Source organism: Clostridium algifaecis (assembly GCF_017874415.1).
Taxonomy (GTDB): Bacteria; Bacillota; Clostridia; order Clostridiales; family Clostridiaceae; genus Clostridium_B; species Clostridium_B algifaecis.
In genome coordinates this window covers 22,022-43,826 of record NZ_JAGGLM010000001.1, presented here as the reverse complement: position 1 = coordinate 43,826, position 21,805 = coordinate 22,022, and the positions used below count along the sequence as shown (strand labels likewise).

The following is a 21,805-nucleotide window of genomic DNA, read 5'->3' as shown; positions in this document are numbered from 1 at the left end:
TCTCACCCCTGGTTGAAGCTATCTTTATTCTCCATCCTTAAAAATACTTTTTATCTTTTCATAGGCTGTGTCCACTCCAAAAATCATCTTTCCATTATCCATTTCAATAATAACGCTTCCTTCTTCAATGGATTCATCAGGTATTATAAATATATCCCCTTTAAATGGAAGTTGTTCTTTCCAAACGTCTATTTTTTTTCTAAACTCGCTGCAGTATTTTTCCCTGCTCTTTATTATAAAAGTTTTGCTTTTTCTCATTTCTTTTAAGGATTCAAATACTACTTCATTCAAGCTGTCTTTATCTTTTACTTCATGTTTTAATATGCTCTCTATTGCATTAAGCACCATATTTTTTATCTCTATTTCTTTTTCTTTGAGATACTTATTTTTCTCATCAAATGCCCCATGTAATACATCATCTGCATTTTTCCTTATAACCTCTGCTTCTTTTTTTGCTTTGTCCATATTTTTCGTATATCCATCATCATAAGCAGCTTTATATCCTTCTTCTTGTCCACTTTTATATCCTTCATCATATGCCTGTTTTGTAATCTCAGCTGCCTTTTCATAGGCTTCTGAAATTATAGTTTCCTTTTTTTTATTGGCATCTTCCAAAATACTAGCTCCCAAATTTTCATAGCTTTTTAAAATAGAATCATTTTTTTCTGTAGTACCTTCTCCATTTGCATGTATTTTCTTTTTTTTCTCTGCTATATCCGTAAAAATTTTTTTTGGTCCCTGATTGTCTATGCTGTCACCCTTTACTATACCTTTATACGATGATTGCATCTTCTCCTCCTCTTGACAGAACTATTTCTCCTGCTTCGTCCAATCTTCTTATTATATTGACAATCTTCTGCTGGGCTTTTTCAACATCCATAAGTCTGACAGGTCCCAAAAATTCTATATCTTCTTTTAATGCAGCCGAAGCTCTCTTAGATTGATTTCTAAATATAGCATCTCCAACTTCTTCAGAACATCCTTTAAGTGCAAGTGCAAGTTCTTTTGTATCAACTTCCCTTAGAACTCTCTGTATAGCTACATCATCAAGGGTAATGATATCTTCAAATACAAACATAGACTCCTTGATCTTTTCTGCAAGTTCTGCATCTTCCTTCTCCAGTCCCTCTGTAATATTTTTCTCAGTAGTTCTATCAACTCTGTTTAATATTTCAACAATAGTTGGAACTCCTCCTATTACCTTCATATCTGATTTAACTACAGATGATAGTTTGCCATCCAGAACTTTTTCTATCTCTTTTATAACTGCATGTGATGTAGTCCTCATTGTAGCAACCCTATAAGCTACTTCTGCCTGAACATTTTCTGGAAGTGCCGAGAGTATCTGTCCTGCTTTATCAGCCTGAAGATAGCAAAGTATAAGTGCTATTGTCTGTGGCTGTTCATCAGTTATTATGTTCAATAACTGATGGGCATCAGCCTTTCTTGCAATTGCAAAAGGCCTAAACTGTTGTGTTGCTTCAGTTACCTTATCTAATATTTCAACAGCTCTTTGATTTCCAAGTGCTTTTGACAAAAGATTTTTTGCATATTCTATACCACCTTCTACCAAATAATCCTTGGCTTTGTTCATTTCTACAAATTCTTTAAGTATATCTTTTTTTTGTTCTGACTTGACAGAACTAATATTTGCTATTTCATAAGTTATTTTTTGTATCTCTGCTTCCGGTAATTTTTTAATTATTCCTGCAGCGGCTTCAGGTCCAAGAGTTATAAAAAGTATAGCAGCTTTCTGCACGCCAGTTAATTTTTTATTGTCTCTAGCCATCTATATCACCTCTCATCCTCTGCTAGCCATGCCTTGATTACATCTGCAACCTGATCTGGTTTATCCTTAGCATATTTCTTTATTTCATTTTCAACATGAGTGTCTTCATTTTCTTCCTGATCAAGTTCTACAGGCTTAAACTTAATTTTATTCTGTGCCTTAGTTGCATCATTATCATCTATGTCATCAATATCCGGTGGATTAATTATGTCATCATCAAACAGATCTTCTTCATCTGCAGCATGCTTTCTTCTCCAAATCAAGAAACCAACTACTGAAGCTATTATAACTGCTGCTAAAATTGCACCTGCTATAATATATTTGTTACGCTGTGCCTGTTGTGAAGCTTTCTGCATAGCATCCACATCTTTTTTCGCATTATCCTGAGCTGTAGTATCAAAAGGAATAGATTCCACACTTATGGTATCGCCTCTAGTTGCATCATATCCTATGGCAGAAACTGCTAAATTTCTTATAGATGTTTTTGTAGCATTATCAACATTTCCATCAAGTGCCACGGATGTAGTTAATCTTTTCACACTTCCTGGTGCCTTTATAGTTTTTTGTTCAACCTCAGGTACATCATAATTTCTTGTAGCTTCATTGCTAGTAGAATTGCCATTGTTTGAACTACTTACAGATGTATTGCTCATATTATTATCTACAGGACTAGTACCAGAATTATTGGTTCCGCCAGTATTTGTGCTATTTATAGTATGCTCACTAACAACTACATTTTTGGAATCATAAGTTTTAGAATCCTGCTGTACAGCATCAAAATCCAGATCTGCATTTACCTGAACCTTAACCTTATCTTTACCATATATAGGTTCTAGCATTGCAAGAAGCCTTTTCTCCATATCATCTTCATATTTTTTCTGTAAATCCTGCTGCTTTTCAGCAGGAATGGTAGAATCCGAAGATGACCCTGTATCTGTGCCATCACTGCTATATAAATCCCTTGATAAAAGATTTAACTTATCATCTATAACTTCCACATTTTGTTTTGGTACATTTTTTACACTGCCAGATACAAGTGCCACAAGAGCTTTTGTCTGATCCTGAGTAAGTTGCTGACCTGTCTTCAACTTTAAAGTTACAGATGCACTCCCTGGATTAGTATCTTTTACAAATTCGGTATCATCTGGCAGTACAAGATGCACTCTTGCATTTTCAACCTGAGGAAGAGATTTTATAGTTCTTTCTAGTTCACCCTGAAGTGCTCTCTGATAATCTATCTTCATCTGGCTGTCCGTTTCTCCAAATTTACTCTTATCTAAAAGTTCAAACCCCTGACTTCCATTAGTAAGTTGAACCTCTGAAAGAGTCTGCATTCTAATTTTGTCAACTTGATCCTTTGGAACAAGTATAGAATTTCCCTGTACCTTTGCATCTACCTTATCACTTTGAAGTTGTTTATAAACTGTTGCAGCATCCGTAGTATCCAAATTTGAAAACAATACTGCATATTTGGTTTTTCCAAAAGATATTCCTGTAAATATAAGTGCAGCTATAACTCCTGAGATTATGATACCAAAAGCTATCTTTTTATTTCTACTAAGACCCTTCCATTTACCTACTAAATTTTTAAACAATTGTGATAGCTTACCCATCAATTAGCGCTCCTTCTATAACTGTGTTCTATTCAATTCCTGATATGCTTCAACAAATTTATTTCTAATCTGTACTGCAAGGCTTAACGACATTTTTGCATTTTCTGCATCCAGCATAACATTATGTATATCAGTTCTATCTCCATCTATGAATTCCTTAGTACTATTATCTGATTGTACTTGATAATTATTAACATCATCTAACTTATCCTTTAATATGTTCGAAAAACTATTAATGCTGTCTCCATTATTACTGTTACTTGCATCATTACCATCATTTACTTTAATGTCATTTCCATTTACTACTTTATTAAAAATACTGCTGTCAGGCGTAAATTTATTTATTTTCATATATTAGTCCCCTACTTTCCTATTTCCAAAGCCTTTGAAAACATACTTTTTTCAGAATTAATAGCACTTACATCTGCTTCATAAGATCTCGTAGCTGTCATCATATCAGCCATTTCATTTAATATATTTACATTTGGCATAGAAACATATCCTGTAGCATCTGCATCTGGATTCGATGGATCATAAACTCTCCTGAAAGCTGAATTATCATCCTTTATTCCTACAGCCTTTACTCCCATAAGATTCTCCTCATAATTGCCATTACTGTCTAAAGCCTCATTTAAATTTTCTTGAAATACAGCTACTTTTCTTCTATAAGGTTGTCCATTTGCACCATGAGTTGTTTCTGCATTTGCCATATTTGAAGCTATAGTATCCATCCTAAGTCTTTCTGCTGAAAGACCGCTTGCACTTATTCTAAGATCATTAAAAGCCTGAATCATAAATATCACTCCTAATTTCCATTTATAACGTTTTTAGCCATACTCAGCCTATTATTTTCAAGCGTTACAAGTGAATTATACATAAGTTCATTTGCTGCCTGATTAACAGTTTCCACTTCAATATCAACATTATTTCCATCGCTTCTCATACTTGTTGAATTATCAGTATTGGTAGTTATTTGCCCGTATCCATTGTCTAATTTAATCTGTTTGTCATTATCTGTTTTTAATTCAAGTTTATCAATACTATCCTTGAGATTTTCCTCAAATGTAACATATTTTCTTTTATATCCCTTGGTATTTATATTTGCAATATTATTTGATATTGCCTTGCTGCGCTCTGTTGACGCATCTAATCCTCTTCCAATTAAATTATTTACCAGCTGGTCGTTGGATAAATTTGATATATAATCCATATATTCCTCCTTATCTTAAATTAAACACATATATAATATATTTTACATTTTTAATGAAATTTCTGCTCAAAATATCATAAAATTTAATTATATTTTATTTTAAATTAAATTTTTTTTTAATATAATTAATTTTAACATAATTCTGCTCCATATTCCATATATATGTACAATATTTGGATATTTAATGAAAATTTAATTTTTACAGGATTGTATATTTTTTTTATTTAAGCAAAAAAACAAAGTACTTATTTTCATGTAATAAGTACCTTGTTTTCGTTGTATAAGCTGATATTATTTTACATTTTGTAATATGCTTAAAACATCTTGAGGCAATTTATTTGCCTGTGCAATCATTGCAGTTGAAGCCTGTATAATTATACCTTCTTTGGAATAATTCATTATCTCCTCAGAAATATCCGAATCTCTTATGCTGCTATCGGCGGCAGTCATTTCATCAGTTAAACTCTGCATATTATCATAATTGCTCTGAAATTTATTTTCTAAGGCACCATATTTACTTCTTGCAGAAACAACTGTATCTAAAACACTATCAATGCTGCTTAACGTACTATCAATATTTCCACTTAATATATCATTTCCTGCTCCTGTTTTAATTTTATATAATTCTGAAATTTTACTTGTGCCATCCGAAGTATTTGATAATTCATATTGTGGTATTTCAACACTTTCTCCATAATTGGCACCTACCTGCATAGTCAATGATTGATTTCCATTTCCGGAAAGCATTTTCAATCCATTGAAATCAGAATCTTTTGCCATTGCATCTACTCCGTCTATCATCTGGTCTATTTCACCCTGGATTTTTTCTCTGTCATCTTGAGTAGTTGCTCCATCACCTGCCTGAATAGTAAGTGTTTTTATTCTCTGAACCATGCTTGTAATTTCCTGAAGTCCACCCTCTGCAGTCTGAAGCATACTTATCCCATCCTGGACATTGCTTGCTGCAGTTTGAAGTCCACCTACCTGCAGCCTTATATTTTCACTTTGAACAAATGCACCAGGATCATCCGCAGCACTATTTATTTTAATCCCACTTGATATTCTAGATAAAGCTCCACTTTGTCTATTTAATGCCTGATTTTGAAGTAAATTAATAGTCAAAGCCGGCATATTATAGCTTATTCTCATGAAAATTCCACTCCTTCTCATTTACTCTGATTTTATTATTATCGAAAATATTAGAGTGATACTTTAGAATAATAAGTTGATTTTAACATTATTTTATAATTTTATTATAAGGCTCTATTTTAACATACATACTGTAAAGCTGAAGTGCCTGTTCCTCACTTATTTTATTATCTACTAAATTACGATACAATATATATAAATTTGCATTCATATCTGGATCTGACTTTTTAGTTTCTTTCATCTTTTCCAATATTTTTTCTTCCAGAGATTCACTATCATCACTCAATTCCTTATCAATCATATTCAGCATCTCTGAGGCTTCTTTCTTTAAATTCTTATTTTTTTCATTTAATCTTATAGTCTTCAAGCCCATTTTTATTTTTTGTATACAAACCTTACTTATTAATACTTTCTCCTCATCTTCCAAATCTATCCCATCCTTTTAATTAAATTCAATCGGTTACATTTAAAATTATATTTTACTTCATTATATTAATTTTAACAAGACTTGTATATTCATGTCAATTAATACTATTCAATCTCTCTATATTATATGTATTTTATATTTTAAATTTAAGCATATCCATATTCTAGACAAATAATAATGGAGCCAAATAAAAATTCAGCTCCATTATCGAAAAATATACTTTTTTTATTATTATGAAAATTTAAGCTATGCAAGTGTTTCTTTTTTATATTCTAAAAATTGGATTGTATCAGCTTCTACATTAGTATAATACTTTTTTATATTATCTCTGGTATAACTCTTTGTAGTTATTTTGCCATTTACTCCAAGAAGTCTTCCCTTTTTCAAATACTGTTGAAGTTTTTCTGCTCCGCCACTAAAATATGATACAGAAATAAAATCTGCTCTCTTTTCTCCATTTTTATTCACAAAATTTTTGTCTACTGCAAGTATAAATTTTAAAACACTTCTTTTGCTATTTTCTATTTTAAACAGCTCTGCATCTTTAGTTAATCTTCCTATAAGAGTTACATTATTCATTTTTATGCCTCCCAACTATTTTTTAATAATTATATCCAGGTTGAGAGGTTTTAAACATTTTTAAAAGTTATTTTCTAGGTAAAATCTCTGTCCAATATCCATCCGGATCAGCTATAAAATAAAGTCCCATCTTTTCATTTTCATAGCATATACATCCCATATCCTTATGAAGCTTATGTGCTGCATCATAATCATCAGTTCTTACTGCCATGTGTATCTCATTATCTCCTAAATTATATGGCTCCTTTCTATCCTTAAGCCATGTCAATTCAACACTATAATTGCTCTGTCCATCACCCATATAAACTAATATAAAGCTATTATCATCCGCATATTTTCTATCGATTTCCTTAAACCCCAATGCTTTTTCATAAAATTCTATAGATTTTTCAAGATTAAGTACATTTATATTGTTATGGTCAAACTTAAATTTCAAAATAATTCCTCCCTTTCAGCTCTTGATATCATCACTTATTTTATAATTGTTTATTATTTACATTATACCTTATATATATTTTTTTGTGAACTCGTCTGATATTTGTGATATCATGTATCTATATTACCGAGATAAAACTCATTTAACATAGGGGTGAAAAAAATTGAATAATTATACTATTAATATACATTATCTATATCACAGTGGTTTTTCAGTAGAAACTAAAAATTACTTTTTAATATTTGATTATTACAAAGATAGTTTCACAGGTAAAACAAACAATATATATAATGGACTTATCTCAAATGATTTTATAAAAAGCAAGAATAATGTTATAGTCTTTTCATCTCACAGTCATCCTGATCATTTTAATCCTGTAATACTAAAGTGGGATAAGATAAATAAAAATATCAAATATATACTGAGCAGCGACATAAAAATTACAAACTACAAAAAAAATTACTACAAACTCTCAAAATATAAAGATTTAAAATTGGATGATATCTATATAAAAGCATATGGTTCTACAGATATAGGTGTTTCATATTTAGTAAAGGTGGACGGCATAACATTATTTCATGCAGGAGATTTGAACTGGTGGTACTGGAAAGAAGATTCTGAAAATGAAAGAAAAATGGCCGGCGGAAATTTCAAACATGAAATAAAACAATTAAAAGGTGAAAAAATAGATATAGCGTTTTTCCCTGTAGACCCTAGACTTGAAGAATATTATTCTCTCGGTGGAGAATATTTTATAAAGGAAATCAATCCATCTGTATTCTTCCCTATGCATCTTTGGGACAAAATGTCAATTTGCGGCAAATTTAAAGATTATATGGGAAACTGCAAAACTAAAATAATGTGCATTGAAAATCCCGGGCAGAATTTTCAATTAGCATATGAAGATGGTCACTTGCAGCTGCCGCAGAAAGATAACAATTAAATTATCCGGCATATGTAAAATGGAACTGTCGCATTAGGAAATTTAGTTGTAGAATTTATTTTTAGTGCGACAGCCCCATTTCATTAACTCTTAATTCTTAACTAAATTCCTGTAGACCCAAATCCCCCCTGTCCTCTTTCTGTAGTGCTCAATTTATCCGTTTCCTCTACAACAACCTGCTCTACAGGCTTTATAACCATCTGTGCAATTTTCATACCTTCTTCAACTAAAAATGGCTCCTGTCCCAAATTTATCATGAGAACTTTTATCTCGCCCCTGTATCCTTCGTCTATAGTTCCTGGAGTATTTAAAAGTGTCATACCATATTTAAGTGCAAGTCCACTTCTTGGTCTAACCTGTGCTTCTGTATTTTCAGGAAGTTGAATTTTTATTCCAGTTGGCACAAGCTTTCTCTCCATAGGTTTTATAATCAGTTTCTCCACAGAAAATAGATCAAGCCCTGCATCTCCTTTATGTGCATAAAAAGGTATTTTTGCTTTATCATTAACTTTTTGAATCAACAATTTCATAATTTAAGGTTCATCCTTTCAACTCTTATATTTTTATCCATATAGCAAATATCTCAAAATATTATACTACATAAGTATCAATTCACAAATACTTAACTTTATTTATATTTACTAGTAAAATATCATGTGCTAAACTAATTATGATAAATAGAGGTGAGTTTTTTGGAATCTATAATGAATCTATTCAATCAATATGGATATATTATATTAACTATACTACTAACATTGGAACTCATAGCGTTTCCACTTCCCGGTGAAACCATTATGACATATTGTGGATACATCGTGCACCAACAAAAAATGAGCTGGATTTTAAGCATAATTATGGCATCTTTAGGCGGGATAATTGGAATTACGATATCACATTTTATAGGTAAAATGCTCGGGAGAACTTTTTTTGAAAAATATGGTCATTACATTCATCTGGACACTGCTAAATTAAATAAAATATCCAAATGGTTTGAAAGATATGGCCTGTGGCTGATATTTGTATGCTATTTTATTCCCGGCGTCAGACATATTATGGGTTACTTTTCAGGTATAGTAAAAGTTCCTTTTAAAAAATTTATGGTAAGTGCCTATCTTGGAGCATTCATATGGACAGGAACCTTTATATCACTAGGAAAATTTTTAGGGAAGAACTGGAGTCTATATCACTCACTTATATCAAAACATTTAATTTTTATATTGCTTATTTTACTAGCAATTATTTTAATTTCAACAATGATCTATTACTTTAAATATAGGTTAAAAAAAGTCCAGAATTAACTGAACTCTCTTTTTTTATATCCAAAATATGATATCACAAATGAAATTAGAAGTATTATAAAAGTTATTACTATAATTCCCGTTACTACTATCCAGTCAGGCTTACTATTAAAGTATTGTATAAATCCATTAATTTTACTCATTGTAACTTTTTTAGATAATACTTGTGGAATAAAAAATATAGAAAAAAATACAACTAAACTTACATATCTAGTTTTGTTATATCCAAATCTAAAATACATAGGAAAATATATTGAGTTCAATAATATCACAGCAATACCAGGTCCTAATATGTTTTCAAAAGTCATAAAATTTTTTGCATGAATTAATCCTTCAAAATTTAATATAAATAAAACAAAAGTACAGATAACAAATGAAATGATTAAAAATAAAAATATAGATATATATTTAGTTAAAACTATATCTATTCGTTTTACCGGTAAACTGTTAAGCATCTTTTCTGCTTTGTCATCATAACTGCAGGCAGTATTTATAAAAATGTATGAAAACATAACGACAATAATACTAATAAACATATTCACAAAAAGTTTGTCATTATTATTTTTAAATATAAAACTATATATTATTGAAATTAAAATTGACATGGCAATAGTTTTCTTTTGTATAAGTACATCTTTTAAAAGCAAATTATACATTACCTGTTCCCCCTCACTGTATATACCATAATATCTTCTAAACTCGCTTTTTCAATTAAAACTTTATTTTCAAATTTCTTTTCAATATCTTCTGTACAATCAGTTAATCCTTCAAATCCAAATGAATTTTTCTGTACACCTATAAACTTATTTTCTATTTCTTCTGTTAAAAGAGAATTATCTCCTTTTACAATACTATAATTTTCAAGGATATTGTCTTTAGTATCCGAAAATACTATATTGCCCAAATTTAAAAAAGTAATATAATCTGCAATCTTCTCCAAATCTGTAGTAATATGAGTTGAAAATAGTATAGCTTTATTTTCATCCTGAATTACAGAGTATAGAATGTCCAGCATCTCTCTCCTGAAAACCGGATCAAGCCCTGACGTTGGCTCATCCATTATTATAAATTCTGCATTATGGGAAAGTGCAATGGCAAGGGAATACTTCATTTTCATTCCCTTTGAAAGCTGTTTTATCTTTTTTTTCACAGGAAGATTGAACTCTTTCATGTATTTATTAAAAATGTCATTATCCCATCTTTTATAAAAAGACGCTATTATATTTTTCATCTCAATTAAATTTAACTCTTCATAAAAATAGCTTTCGTCGTATACAAACCCTATTCTCTGTTTTATTTCCTTTTCATGCTTTATATTATCAAGTCCAAATACATTTATACTTCCTGAAGCTTTTTTTATAAGATTCATTATTAATTTTATAGTTGTGCTCTTTCCCGCTCCATTTGGTCCAATAAGCCCCATTATATATCCCTTTTTCAAATTGAAGCTTATATTATCAAGTTTAAATCCTTTATAGCTCTTGCTTAAATCTTTTATCTCCAAAATGTTCTCCATAATACACCTCCGAATTTATAATATACTGTCATATAATATATCCAGCATCTCCTTTAATTCTTCTTTACCAATACCTGCTATTGAAGCTTCTTTTATAGCATCAATCAATTTATCCTCCACAATCTTAATCTTTTGCTCTCTTAACATCTCCTTGTTTTGAGGTGCTACATAAGAGCCTTTTCCAGGTATTGTCTCTATAAATTCCTGCCTTTCAAGCTCTTCATAAGCCCTTTTAGTAGTAATAACGCTTATCTTCAATTCCCTTGCTAGATTTCTTATTGAAGGAAGTGCCTCTCCTTCTTTTAATATTTCATTTAGAATATTATTTTTTATCTGTTTGGTAATCTGTTCATATATAGGTTCTTTTGATGCATTTGAAATAATTATGTTCATTATTTCCACTCCCTTGTCAGCTGACTGTTAAATCTGTATATATACTTTATATACAGTATATACTGTGTTTTATACTCTGTCAATATTTTCAATAGGCAAAAATAATGTTATTATAACTATATAGAAATTTAAAGAGAAGGTGTTTTTTTCTATGAATAATTATCTTACAACAGAGGCTATAAACAAACTTAAAGAGGAAATTGAACACAGGAAAGTAGTGACAAGGTGGGAGATAAATAAGGATTTGAAAGAAGCAAGAGCACAGGGCGATCTTAGTGAAAATTATGAATACAAAGCAGCTAAAAGAGATAGAGCCCATAATGAAAGCAGGATAAGATATCTTGAAAGAATGATAAGAACTGCAAAAATAATAAAAGACACTACAGCTGAAAAGCAAGTTGGAATAGGGAAATTTGTATATATAAATTTCCTCGATGAAAATGAAATTGAGAAATTTGAAATAGTAACAACCATAGAAGCAGATCCTGCCAATAATAAAATAAGTATAGAATCACCTCTAGGTTCTGCCATATATAAACATACTACAGGAGATCAAGTTAATATAAAATCTCCAGAAGGAACATACTCTGTTAGAATTGAAAATATTGAAAAAGCTCACTGTTAACATTAAACAGATTTTCAAATATGCAAATTATCATATACCTATATATAAAATAATATGTTATAATAAATAGATATTAATCTGCAATAATTTGCAGATTATTTTATTTGTAAAAATAATTAAAATTATAGATAGGGGGAAGAGAACTTGTCTGCTATTATTTATTCAATAATCATAATAAATGCAATAGTTTCTGTAATAATAATAGTACTTGAGCGAAAAAATCCTGAAAAAACTATAGCCTGGTTATCAGTTTTTATAGTATTGCCAGTGCTAGGTCTTGTTGCCTATACATTCTTGGGAAGAAACTGGAAAAAGCATACATTACATGATGAAACAAATATTAACATAGAAGAACTTATAGACGAAGCGATAAAGCAGGTAAAAAGCTACACTTATAAACCTTTAATTGAACTTTTATCAAAAAACAGTGAATCTCCTCTTTTTACAAATAACAGCATAAAGATATTCAAAAACGGAGTTGAAAAATTTTCATACTTGAAAGAAGAACTTTTAAAAGCAAAACATCATATTCATATGGAGTATTTTATTATAAAAAGTGATTCCATAGGGAATGAAATAAAGGACATTCTGATAAAAAAATCCAGGGAAGGTGTAGATGTAAGACTAATACTTGATAGAGTCGGCTGCATAAAATTAAAAAGGTCTTATATAAATGAATTAATATCTGCAGGTGTAGATGTAGTACAATATTCATACTTTCTGGCACCTCTTTTAAGACATATAAATACACAGATAAATTATAGAAATCATAGAAAGATAGTTGTTATTGACGGCAAAATTGGATTCGTTGGCGGCATAAATATTGGAGATGAATATTTAAACAAAGGAAAATTTGGCTACTGGAGGGATACCCATATAATGGTCAAAGGTGACTTTGTATTTGGACTCCAGGCTGTATTCATAGATGATTTTGCTACTATAAAAGCTGCCAATAAGGAATACTTTTTCTACGATGGAAATTTTGAAGAATTTTTTCCACAGACTGAAACCGACAGCAATAAATTGATGCAGCTTGTTAAAAGCGGACCAGATTCTGAATTTCCAGCCATTGAACAAGCTGTATTAAAGATGATAAGCATGGCAAAAGATCACATATATATAACCACCCCATATTTCGTGCCTACGGAAAGTATATTAAATGCTATAAAAGTAGCCTCATTAAGTGGAGTAGATGTCAGAATATTATTTCCAGGAAGATATGATCATATATTGGTATACTATGCTTCCATGACTTATTTAGATGATATGGTTAAAAATGGAGTAAAGATTTATTTCTATGACAAGGATTCTTTTATACACGCCAAAACTACATCCATAGACGGCAATTTATGCACCATAGGTACTGCAAATATGGATATACGAAGTTATGAATTGAATTATGAGATAAATGCTATGATATATGATGAAGAAACAACTGAAGAACTGGATGACCTATTCTTTCAGGACCTTAAAATAAGCAAAAGGGCAACAGAAGATTATTTCAACAATCTGTCACCCATAAATAAAATATTTCAAGGTTTTTGCAGGATATTTTCATCACTGCTTTGATTTGGATAAATTATTTTCTATTTTCTTCAATATATCCTTTTCTATATGCGATCAATAATTTTTCCAAATCTTCTACCTGCTTCTTTAATTCCCTTCCTATATCAGTATCCGCCACTCTTTTTCTTTTTGCAGCATGTTCAAGTATAGTGGTGGATGAAAGTATATCTTTATCATTTTCTACTGCATCTTTTATTGATGTAAATGGTTTATGTGAAGTTAAAAGAAAACCGTAGGAATTATATATAAGCGTATAACCTGCAATACCTGTTTCAGGCTGGTACGCCTTGCAAAATCCTCCATCAATAACAAGCAGCCTTCCATTTGCTTTAATAGGACTTTCACCGTCTTTAGTTTTTACAGGAATATGTCCATTTATAATATGAGAAGTTTCAGGCGAAAGATTAAATTCTTTTAGTATATTCTTACATATTTTTTCACTATCCCTGTATTTATAATAACTTATTCTATCCTCTTTATGGGTAGCAGAATCATCAATAAAGTATCTTTCAAAAGTAGTCATTTTCTTTTTACCAAATAGCGGTGAATCTTCTCCACACCACATATACCACAGCATATCCATACCATATTGTTTATTTTTAATATTGTTTTTGGAAAAATATGCATTTCTTATTAATTTATCGTACTTGTCGAGAAGAGATTTTCCACTGTACGTTGAATTGCCTATCTTTACTTTTTTAAAACTACCATCCTCATTTAATGGTATACATCCATGATATAACAAGTTTGAATTATAGACCAAATACATACTGCCATTCTTATATAAAAATTTAATATGTCTTTGAAGTTTTTCACTATTTGTAAAAGACCTCGTAAGCTTTTTAATAATACATATTTCTCTATCGGTTAATTTATATGGATCTTTGAAATCAACTGTAGGAAAATTGGTATCATTTAATTTGCATTTTTCCCCGTTTATATTTATTTCACCTTTTTCTATGTCTATCTTATCTAAAAGCAGCCTGTCATCCATCTTAAATTCCGGATGATTCTTTATTGCATTTCCCTCTAATTTAAATTGTATCATGGCTATTGCCTTATGCATTTTTGCAAAAAGATCCATATCCTTCTTATTTATGTTTTTGTCTATAACCTTTGGTATAAAGTCTTTGCAGGGATCATTAGCATAAGTATCCATAGCAAATGTAGCAAGTGGAAGTAAATTTATACCATATCCTTCTTCGATCGTATTTAAATTAGCATATCTCAAACATATTCTAAGCACGTTAGCAACACATGCCTCACAGCCTGCAGCTGCACCCATCCACAGAATATCATGGTTTCCCCATTGAATATCTACAGAATGATGTTTAATAAGAGCATCCATAATTATTTCAGCACCAGGCCCTCTGTCATATATATCTCCTATAATATGCAGTCTGTCCACAACTAAATTCTGTATTACATTTGCTATAGCTATAATAAATTCTCTGGCTCTTCCTATATTTACTATAGTCCTTATTATTTCGCTATAATATGCTTTTTTATCTATTTTGTCTCCCTGTTCGTGTAAAAGTTCTTCTATTATATATTCAAAATCTTTAGGCAGCGCCTTTCTAACTTTAGAGCGCGTATATTTTGAGCATACATTCTTACAAAGTTGTATAAGCTTGTAAAGAGTAACTGAATACCAATTGTCAAGATCATCATGTTTTTTTTCAATAATATTCAATTTTTCTTCAGGATAATATACAATAGTAGAAAGTTCAGATTTTTGCTTTTCAGTAAGAGTATTCAAAAATACATCGTCTATTTTTCTTTTTATTACTCCGGAAGCATTTCTAAGCATATGTGTAAATGATTCATATTCACCATGTATGTCACTTATAAAATGTTCTGTTGCTTTTGGCAAATTAAGTATTGCTTGAAGATTTATAATTTCTGTACTTGCACTGGATATTGTAGGATACTCTTTGGAAAGAAGCTTGAGGTATCTTAAATCTTTTTCAATTAAACTATCATTTATATTATCAGATATCATATTATTTCTCCCTATCATAATTAATTTAGTATTAGATTATCAAATAATAATATTATATTAAGTTAATTATAGTACATTATCCCTATATTGTACATCATAATTTTAGAATTAGTATAGCACAATTTAAAAATAATTAAATGTTATATGCCCGTTTATTTTAAACGGGCATATAACATTTAATTATTTATTTAATTATAAGATTGTGGGTAATAAAGATTTAATAACTTCTTTCTACAATATTATTATATAATATAACTTGTCCTGTATCAATAGGTTTTTACGTGTTTTTTCAATAACTTTATAATTAAAATAGTACAGATTTATATTCTGTACTATTTTAGTTGTATTTAAATTCATAATTTTACTTTTAAAGCTCTCATAGAATTCAATACGGCTATAATTGCAACACCTACATCGCTAAAAACTGCTCCCCACATATTAGCTATTCCTACAGCTCCTAAAATCAATATTATAAATTTGACTCCCAATGAAAATACAATATTCTGGGTTACTATGCTTTTAGTTCTCCTGGCTATCTTAATAGCCACTGCTATTTTAGAAGGTTCGTCCGTCATTATAACTACATCTGCAGCCTCAATTGCTGCATCTGAACCTATACCTCCCATTGCAATTCCAACATCAGCTCTTGCAAGCACCGGAGCATCATTTATTCCATCACCTACAAATGCCATTTTCTTATTATTTCCCTTTCTACCATCTATATATTCCAATCTTTCTACTTTTTCATCCGGCAGAAGTTCAGTATATACTTTATCAATGCCCAGCTTACTTGCAACTAGCTTTCCAATTTTTTCATTATCTCCTGTGAGCATAGCGATGTTTTTTATCCCCATATCCTTTAACTTGTTAATTGCATCTTTTGAATCTTTTTTTATTTCATCGGATATCAGTATATATCCCATATAAATTCTGTTAAAAGCTACATGAACTACAGTTCCAATATTATCTGATTCATCATAAGATATTTTTTTCTCAATCATGAAATTTGAATTTCCAGCTAAAATTTCTTTTCCATCAATATAAGCTGTAACGCCTTTTCCTGATACCTCCATATATTTTTCTACTAAATCCTTGTCCACATTTTCGCCATAAAATTTAAGTATTGAAAGTGCTATCGGATGGTTTGAAAATGCCTCAGCCAGAGCTGCATATTTTAAAACATCTTCTTTTTTAAATCCATTGAAGGGCTTCACATCTGTCACCTTAAATGTACCTTCTGTAAGTGTACCCGTCTTATCAAACACTATAGTATCAATATCATTCAAGGCCTCAAGATAATTTCCACCCTTTACAAGAATACCATTTTTAGAAGCTCCTCCTATCCCTCCAAAAAATCCAAGAGGTACAGATATAACAATAGCACATGGACATGAAATTACTAGAAATATAAGTGCCCTGTAAAACCATTTTGAAAAATCATCATCAAAAATCAATGGAGGAAAAATCGCAAGTACTGCCGCAAGTGCTACTACTACAGGTGTATAATATCTCGCAAACTTTGTAATAAATTTTTCTGTAGGTGCTTTCCTGCTGCTGGCATTTTCCACTAAATCAAGTATCTTTGCCACTGTAGATTCTTTAAAATTTTTAGTTACTTTAGCAACTAAAACTCCATTTTTGTTTATATATCCTCCAAGTACCATATCGCCGCAATTTATTTCCCTCGGAAGTGATTCACCTGTTAATGCAGAAGTATCCACCATAGAACTTCCATCTATAACTTCTGCATCAAGTGGTATTTTCTCACCTGGCTTTATTAAAATAACATCACCTATATTGACATTCTCAGGATCAATTTTTTCAAAACCAGAATCCATCTTGACATTTGCAAAATCCGGTTTGATTTCCATAAGACTTGATATGGATCTTTTGGACTTGTCAACTGCCCTATCTTGAAAATAATCTCCTACTCTATTAAAAAGCATAACCGCAACTGCTTCTGGAAACTGTTTAACTGAAAACGCACCTATACTTGCTATGCACATTAAAAAATTTTCATCAAATATCTGTCCATGAGAAATATTTTTAGCTGCTTTTAAAAATACATTCTTTGAAATTATAATATAACTTATCAAATAGAGTATTAATTCTGTATAAAAAGAAAATTTAAATGCAGCAGCCACAGCATACACTGCTGTTCCTATCCAAAAAAGTATTAATTCAATCTTTTCAGATTTGTTCTTATCTTTTTTCTTTTTTCCATCATATATAATTTCAGCATCCGGTTCAATGCTGTTAATTGCCAATTTAATATTTTTGATTACTTCATCAATTTTATCTTCGTTATAAATTTCAAATTTTAGTTTCTTTGATAAAAAATCAAGTGAAGCATATTTTATTTCAGGGATATTTTTTATTTTATTTTCTATTTTGGCCGCACAATTGGCACAGTCAATGCCTTCCAATATAAATTCTCTGTACTTTGTATCCATAATACTCCCTCCCACCATTTATACATTAAAATCAATAATATGAACATATGAACATATGTTTATATTATTAATATAGTTTACTATATGTTTTTTGTCAATAATTTTAAATAAAATTACATATAAAACAAAATGGATTTACTGTTGAAGATAAAAATAATCTCAACAATAAATCCATTTTTAATAATTCGAATAATTTTTATTCTATTTCTGTTACTTTATATCCAGCTTCATCAACAACTTTTCTTATATCACTGTCACTTATTTCAGCAGAAGATTTTATAACAGCTGTCTTGCTGTCCAAATCGACTTTAGCATTTGAAACTCCATCTATTGACTCTAAAGCAGATTTAACATGGGCTACACAATGCTGACAGCTCATCCCTTCTACATGTACGGTTTTTTTAATCTTTTTACTAAATAACATAACCTTACTCCTCCTCTTTTAATTTGGTTTAAATTTTTTCAATCTAAGAGCATTTAATAATACAGAAACTGAACTAAAACTCATAGCAAGTGCAGCTATCATAGGATTTAAGAGCGGCCCTCCAAATATAAAGAGCACTCCCATGGCAACTGGTATTCCAAGTGAATTATATCCAAATGCCCAAAAAAGATTTTCTTTAATATTTTTTATGGTTTTTTTGCTGAGATCTATAGCAGTTACCACATCCATCAAATCACTTTTCATAAGTACAATATCAGCGGACTCAATGGCCACATCAGTTCCTAAACCTATTGCCATTCCAACATCTGCCTGTGCAAGTGCAGGGGCATCATTTATTCCATCGCCAACCATGGCAACCTTTCTATTTTCAGCCTGAAGTTTTTTAACTTCATTTGCCTTATCCTGCGGAAGTACCTCTGCAAGAGTTTTATCTACTCCAACATATTTTGCTATAGCATCCGCAGTTCGTTTATTATCACCAGTTATCATAACAACTTCAATTCCCATGGAATGAAGCTTTTCTATAGCCTGCCTGCTGTTTTTCTTTACAGTATCAGCTACAGCTATAATTCCTGCAATTTCTCCATCAATTGCAACATACATTGGAGTTTTACCTTTAGATGCCATATCATGTGACATACCTTCCATATACTTTAAGTTTACATTGTTTTGATGCATAAGTTTTGCATTTCCCATTAGGATATTTTTATCTTTAATTTTAGCCTCAATGCCATGCCCGGGTATTGCTCTAAAATAATTGACTTTTTCACATTCAAGCTTTCTATTTTCCGATTCTCTTACAATAGCTTCTCCAAGTGGATGCTCTGAGGCCTTCTCACAGGAAGCTGCTATCTTAAGAAGATAATTTTCATCTATGGAATCAACTGTCTTTATATCAGTTACTTTAGGTTTTCCATCTGTTATTGTTCCCGTTTTATCTAAAACTATGGTTTTTATTGAATGTGCAGATTCAAGGGCAATCCCGCTTTTTATAAGTACACCGTATTCTGCCCCTTTACCTGTTCCAACCATTATAGCTGTCGGTGTGGCAAGTCCAAGTGCACATGGACATGCGATTACAAGTACAGATATAAATATGGTTACAGCAAATACAAAAGATTCACCATATAAATACCACCCTATAGAACTTATAAATGCCAGAACTATAACTACAGGTACAAAATAGCCTGCTATTATATCCGCCAGTTTCTCTATAGGAGCTTTTGAACCCTGAGCCTCCTCGACCAATTTTATTATCTGTCCAAGTACTGTATCCTTTCCTATTTTGGCAGCTCTGTATTTTATAAATCCATTTTTATTTATACTTGCGCCAATTACAGGATCACCTATATTTTTTTCTACAGGAATACTTTCTCCTGTAAGCATCGATTCGTCGATTGAAGTTATTCCCTGAACTATTTCTCCATCTACCGGAATTTTTTCTCCCGGTTTTACATATATTATGTCTCCAATTTCAACTTCATCAATATCAACCTCAACTTCAGTCCCATTTCTCATAATTCTTGCAGTCTTAGGGGCAAGCTCCATAAGTTTTTTTATGGCTTCTGATGTTTTTCCCTTGGCCAATACTTCAAAATATTTTCCGAGGGTTATAAGTGTCAATATAACTCCCGCAGATTCAAAATACATATGGTGCGATTTCCCATCCATAATTGTAAGTACTGCTGAAGCTGTACTATATAAAAATGCTGCTGAAGTACCTATTGCTATTAAAGAGTCCATATTGGGATTACCTCTAAAAAGAGATTTAAAACCAATTGAAAAATATTTTCTTCCTATTAAAATTACAGGTACAACTAAAACCAATTGTATCAATGCATACGATTTTGTATGTATCATAGGATCAATAATTTCAGGAAGCATACTTCCCAAGCTCTCTATTATCATAGGACCCATAGCTATAATTAAAAGTGGAACCGCAAACAGGGCAGACATTATAAATCTATTTTTTAACTCCTGTATTTCCTTCTGTTTCTTATTTTTATCATCTTCACTCTTTTGAGTTTCGTCAAGTGCTTTGTACCCTGCCTTTTCTACAGCTTTCTCTATATCAAGAAGACTTACTTTTGAATCATCAAAACTGATAGATAATTTCTCTGCTGCAAAATTCACATTAGCTTCATTTACTCCATCTAATTTTCCAGTAACTCTTTCAATAGTTTTTGCACATGCTGCACAGCTCATTCCATATACATCCAGTATTTTATCTGCCAATTAAGTACCTCCTTTCAGTAATTTATTTTAAAAGTTTTCCCAATAGATTCATTATCTCATCCACCTTCTCTTCTCCTGTATCATTTAAAAAAGCATCCTTAACACAGTTATCAAGGTGCTGCCTTAATATCATCAAATTAGCTTTTTTTAAAAGTCCCTGGGCAGCTATTATCTGATTTGATATGTCTATACAATATCTTCCCCCCTCTATCATCTTAATTATTCCATCTATTTGTCCCTTTGAAGTTTTCAAAGCCTGCAGCGCTTTCTTTTTATCTTCATTCATGCAGCAATCCATATTTATCTACCCCTTCCCCATAGTGGGGTGTTATTTTGTTAAAAATATAAATCTAAACACGTATGTTTAAATTTATACTTAAATGGTAACCATTCTTAAGTACAATTGCATTATACCACGTATAAATAAATTTTTATAGTACTTATTAAAATTTATTTATTATTTATATATATACACTTCGGTCCTCAGTCTTATATATTCCTTTACTTTATATATATCCTCATTTTCCATAGCTATACATCCATAAGTCCAATCTGATTTAGTTCCGCCGCCATGAATTCCTATTTCTCCGCCAAGTGCAGTATGCCAGGGCGGCTGTCTTCTGTCATCTATTGCATCCTTTATTCTATTGTATGTAATTTTATTTATAATATTTTTGTCCAATCCATTTTTCGCATCCTTTTCATTAGGATAGCTTATTCCGAAAAAATACTTGTACTTGCTGTTAGGATTTATATAACATACATAATAACTTCCTTCAGGAGTTTTATTATCTCCTTCTTTTTCTTTATAACCTTTGTTAACTCTCCCAAAGCCTACCTTGAATCTTCCAATTAATTTTTCATCTCCATAAAGCTCCATTATGTTTTTGGATTTATATATTTTTACAGTTGTATTTTCAGGATCATTTTGTGGTCTATTGAAAAATATTTTCTGACTTTCTTTTTGCTTATTGTTTGCTGATACCTGTTTTATATTATTATTTTGTTTTATATAATTTTTTATTGACATTCCTGAAACCAGTGCTATTAAAATTACTCCAAATATAAAAAATGCAGCTGGATAAATTCTATCTCTATTCTTCATTTCATCACCTGTTTTCAATGT

The 21,805-nt window shown here is 30.9% G+C and carries 24 protein-coding genes; 4 read left to right on the top strand and 20 right to left on the bottom strand.

The window, feature by feature from the left end; genetic code table 11:
* Nucleotides 1–24: 24 nt before the first annotated feature.
* The 10 genes from J2Z42_RS00220 to J2Z42_RS00175 all read right to left on the bottom strand — a co-directional run bounded on the left by J2Z42_RS00220 (nt 25) and on the right by J2Z42_RS00175 (nt 7,203).
* The gene (locus J2Z42_RS00220) at nt 25–789 is read right to left on the bottom strand and encodes a FliH/SctL family protein (RefSeq protein WP_209700350.1); all 765 of its coding nucleotides are present in this window, start codon (nt 787–789) and stop codon (nt 25–27) included.
* Nucleotides 773–1,789 (bottom strand): flagellar motor switch protein FliG, encoded by a 1,017-nt coding sequence (fliG, locus tag J2Z42_RS00215; RefSeq protein WP_209700349.1) that lies wholly within the window; start codon nt 1,787–1,789, stop codon nt 773–775. Before fliG ends, J2Z42_RS00220 begins: the two co-directional genes overlap by 17 nt.
* 5 nt (nt 1,790–1,794) lie before the next feature.
* The gene (fliF, locus tag J2Z42_RS00210; protein ID WP_209700348.1) at nt 1,795–3,402 is read right to left on the bottom strand and encodes a flagellar basal-body MS-ring/collar protein FliF; all 1,608 of its coding nucleotides are present in this window, start codon (nt 3,400–3,402) and stop codon (nt 1,795–1,797) included.
* A gap of 15 nt (nt 3,403–3,417) precedes the next feature.
* Entirely contained in the window at nt 3,418–3,753 is a 336-nt protein-coding gene (gene fliE / locus J2Z42_RS00205; protein ID WP_209700347.1) for a flagellar hook-basal body complex protein FliE, read from the bottom strand.
* 11 nt (nt 3,754–3,764) lie between these two features.
* Entirely contained in the window at nt 3,765–4,196 is a 432-nt protein-coding gene (gene flgC, locus J2Z42_RS00200; protein WP_209700346.1) for a flagellar basal body rod protein FlgC, read from the bottom strand.
* Between the two features lie 11 nt (nt 4,197–4,207).
* On the bottom strand, nt 4,208–4,612 hold the full coding sequence (flgB, locus tag J2Z42_RS00195; protein WP_209700345.1) for a flagellar basal body rod protein FlgB: 405 nt from the start codon (nt 4,610–4,612) through the stop codon (nt 4,208–4,210).
* 291 nt (nt 4,613–4,903) lie between these two features.
* Entirely contained in the window at nt 4,904–5,761 is an 858-nt protein-coding gene (locus J2Z42_RS00190; protein WP_209700344.1) for a flagellin, read from the bottom strand.
* An 88-nt stretch (nt 5,762–5,849) separates the two neighbouring features.
* The gene (locus J2Z42_RS00185) at nt 5,850–6,188 is read right to left on the bottom strand and encodes a hypothetical protein (protein WP_209700343.1); all 339 of its coding nucleotides are present in this window, start codon (nt 6,186–6,188) and stop codon (nt 5,850–5,852) included.
* Between the two features lie 246 nt (nt 6,189–6,434).
* Complete coding sequence (locus J2Z42_RS00180) at nt 6,435–6,767, bottom strand: single-stranded DNA-binding protein (RefSeq protein ID WP_209700342.1); 333 nt, start codon at nt 6,765–6,767, stop codon at nt 6,435–6,437.
* Between the two features lie 67 nt (nt 6,768–6,834).
* Nucleotides 6,835–7,203: a VOC family protein gene (locus J2Z42_RS00175; protein WP_209700341.1), complete on the bottom strand. Its 369-nt coding sequence runs from the start codon at nt 7,201–7,203 to the stop codon at nt 6,835–6,837.
* A 163-nt stretch (nt 7,204–7,366) separates the two neighbouring features.
* On the opposite strand from J2Z42_RS00175, the gene J2Z42_RS00170 reads away from it, so the two are divergent.
* The gene (locus tag J2Z42_RS00170; protein WP_209700340.1) at nt 7,367–8,146 is read left to right on the top strand and encodes an MBL fold metallo-hydrolase; all 780 of its coding nucleotides are present in this window, start codon (nt 7,367–7,369) and stop codon (nt 8,144–8,146) included.
* 101 nt (nt 8,147–8,247) lie between these two features.
* Here J2Z42_RS00170 and dut read toward each other — a convergent pair whose 3' ends face one another.
* Nucleotides 8,248–8,676: a dUTP diphosphatase gene (gene dut, locus J2Z42_RS00165; RefSeq protein ID WP_209700339.1), complete on the bottom strand. Its 429-nt coding sequence runs from the start codon at nt 8,674–8,676 to the stop codon at nt 8,248–8,250.
* Between the two features lie 162 nt (nt 8,677–8,838).
* Between dut and J2Z42_RS00160 the strand changes: the two genes are divergently transcribed.
* Nucleotides 8,839–9,444 carry a DedA family protein gene (locus J2Z42_RS00160; protein WP_209700338.1) on the top strand — a complete coding sequence of 202 codons (606 nt, stop codon included), beginning with the start codon at nt 8,839–8,841 and terminating at the stop codon, nt 9,442–9,444.
* Here J2Z42_RS00160 and J2Z42_RS00155 read toward each other — a convergent pair.
* The 3 genes from J2Z42_RS00155 to J2Z42_RS00145 are packed head-to-tail and all read right to left on the bottom strand — an operon-like array spanning nt 9,441 to nt 11,353.
* Nucleotides 9,441–10,100, bottom strand: a complete 660-nt coding sequence (locus J2Z42_RS00155; protein ID WP_209700337.1) for an ABC-2 transporter permease — start codon at nt 10,098–10,100, stop codon at nt 9,441–9,443. The genes J2Z42_RS00160 and J2Z42_RS00155 overlap by 4 nt on opposite strands.
* Nucleotides 10,100–10,960, bottom strand: a complete 861-nt coding sequence (locus J2Z42_RS00150) for an ABC transporter ATP-binding protein (protein ID WP_209700336.1) — start codon at nt 10,958–10,960, stop codon at nt 10,100–10,102. The genes J2Z42_RS00155 and J2Z42_RS00150 overlap by 1 nt, the downstream gene beginning before the upstream one ends.
* A gap of 15 nt (nt 10,961–10,975) precedes the next feature.
* Nucleotides 10,976–11,353: a GntR family transcriptional regulator gene (locus J2Z42_RS00145; protein WP_209700335.1), complete on the bottom strand. Its 378-nt coding sequence runs from the start codon at nt 11,351–11,353 to the stop codon at nt 10,976–10,978.
* Nucleotides 11,354–11,504: 151 nt separating this feature from the next.
* Between J2Z42_RS00145 and greA the strand changes: the two genes are divergently transcribed.
* Together greA and cls are read left to right on the top strand one after the other, a co-directional pair.
* Nucleotides 11,505–11,978 carry a transcription elongation factor GreA gene (gene greA, locus J2Z42_RS00140; protein ID WP_209700334.1) on the top strand — a complete coding sequence of 158 codons (474 nt, stop codon included), beginning with the start codon at nt 11,505–11,507 and terminating at the stop codon, nt 11,976–11,978.
* Nucleotides 11,979–12,122: 144 nt separating this feature from the next.
* The gene (gene cls / locus J2Z42_RS00135) at nt 12,123–13,547 is read left to right on the top strand and encodes a cardiolipin synthase (RefSeq protein WP_209700333.1); all 1,425 of its coding nucleotides are present in this window, start codon (nt 12,123–12,125) and stop codon (nt 13,545–13,547) included.
* Between the two features lie 10 nt (nt 13,548–13,557).
* On the opposite strand, the gene J2Z42_RS00130 is transcribed toward cls, so the two are convergent.
* From J2Z42_RS00130 to J2Z42_RS00105, 6 genes are all read right to left on the bottom strand, one after another.
* Entirely contained in the window at nt 13,558–15,546 is a 1,989-nt protein-coding gene (locus tag J2Z42_RS00130; protein ID WP_209700332.1) for a fructose-1,6-bisphosphatase, read from the bottom strand.
* A 353-nt stretch (nt 15,547–15,899) separates the two neighbouring features.
* Nucleotides 15,900–17,999 (bottom strand): heavy metal translocating P-type ATPase, encoded by a 2,100-nt coding sequence (locus tag J2Z42_RS00125; RefSeq protein WP_209700331.1) that lies wholly within the window; start codon nt 17,997–17,999, stop codon nt 15,900–15,902.
* A gap of 196 nt (nt 18,000–18,195) precedes the next feature.
* The gene (locus J2Z42_RS00120) at nt 18,196–18,423 is read right to left on the bottom strand and encodes a heavy-metal-associated domain-containing protein (RefSeq protein WP_209700330.1); all 228 of its coding nucleotides are present in this window, start codon (nt 18,421–18,423) and stop codon (nt 18,196–18,198) included.
* An 18-nt stretch (nt 18,424–18,441) separates the two neighbouring features.
* Entirely contained in the window at nt 18,442–20,679 is a 2,238-nt protein-coding gene (locus tag J2Z42_RS00115) for a heavy metal translocating P-type ATPase (RefSeq protein ID WP_281063507.1), read from the bottom strand.
* A gap of 22 nt (nt 20,680–20,701) precedes the next feature.
* Complete coding sequence (locus tag J2Z42_RS00110; protein WP_209700792.1) at nt 20,702–20,965, bottom strand: metal-sensing transcriptional repressor; 264 nt, start codon at nt 20,963–20,965, stop codon at nt 20,702–20,704.
* Nucleotides 20,966–21,136: 171 nt separating this feature from the next.
* Nucleotides 21,137–21,784, bottom strand: a complete 648-nt coding sequence (locus J2Z42_RS00105) for a L,D-transpeptidase family protein (RefSeq protein WP_209700329.1) — start codon at nt 21,782–21,784, stop codon at nt 21,137–21,139.
* Between the last annotated feature and the right edge of the window lie 21 nt (nt 21,785–21,805).

Coding starts and splice junctions, on each gene's coding strand:
- J2Z42_RS00220 (WP_209700350.1), bottom strand. CDS start 789: ATGCAATCATCGTATAAAGGTATAGTAAAGGGTGACAGCATAGACAAT.
- fliG (WP_209700349.1), bottom strand. CDS start 1,789: ATGGCTAGAGACAATAAAAAATTAACTGGCGTGCAGAAAGCTGCTATA.
- fliF (WP_209700348.1), bottom strand. CDS start 3,402: ATGGGTAAGCTATCACAATTGTTTAAAAATTTAGTAGGTAAATGGAAG.
- fliE (WP_209700347.1), bottom strand. CDS start 3,753: ATGAAAATAAATAAATTTACGCCTGACAGCAGTATTTTTAATAAAGTA.
- flgC (WP_209700346.1), bottom strand. CDS start 4,196: ATGATTCAGGCTTTTAATGATCTTAGAATAAGTGCAAGCGGTCTTTCA.
- flgB (WP_209700345.1), bottom strand. CDS start 4,612: ATGGATTATATATCAAATTTATCCAACGACCAGCTGGTAAATAATTTA.
- J2Z42_RS00190 (WP_209700344.1), bottom strand. CDS start 5,761: ATGAGAATAAGCTATAATATGCCGGCTTTGACTATTAATTTACTTCAA.
- J2Z42_RS00180 (WP_209700342.1), bottom strand. CDS start 6,767: ATGAATAATGTAACTCTTATAGGAAGATTAACTAAAGATGCAGAGCTG.
- dut (WP_209700339.1), bottom strand. CDS start 8,676: ATGAAATTGTTGATTCAAAAAGTTAATGATAAAGCAAAAATACCTTTT.
- J2Z42_RS00155 (WP_209700337.1), bottom strand. CDS start 10,100: ATGTATAATTTGCTTTTAAAAGATGTACTTATACAAAAGAAAACTATT.
- J2Z42_RS00150 (WP_209700336.1), bottom strand. CDS start 10,960: ATGGAGAACATTTTGGAGATAAAAGATTTAAGCAAGAGCTATAAAGGA.
- J2Z42_RS00145 (WP_209700335.1), bottom strand. CDS start 11,353: ATGAACATAATTATTTCAAATGCATCAAAAGAACCTATATATGAACAG.
- greA (WP_209700334.1), top strand. CDS start 11,505: ATGAATAATTATCTTACAACAGAGGCTATAAACAAACTTAAAGAGGAA.
- J2Z42_RS00130 (WP_209700332.1), bottom strand. CDS start 15,546: ATGATATCTGATAATATAAATGATAGTTTAATTGAAAAAGATTTAAGA.
- J2Z42_RS00125 (WP_209700331.1), bottom strand. CDS start 17,999: ATGGATACAAAGTACAGAGAATTTATATTGGAAGGCATTGACTGTGCC.
- J2Z42_RS00120 (WP_209700330.1), bottom strand. CDS start 18,423: ATGTTATTTAGTAAAAAGATTAAAAAAACCGTACATGTAGAAGGGATG.
- J2Z42_RS00110 (WP_209700792.1), bottom strand. CDS start 20,965: ATGAATGAAGATAAAAAGAAAGCGCTGCAGGCTTTGAAAACTTCAAAG.
- J2Z42_RS00105 (WP_209700329.1), bottom strand. CDS start 21,784: ATGAAGAATAGAGATAGAATTTATCCAGCTGCATTTTTTATATTTGGA.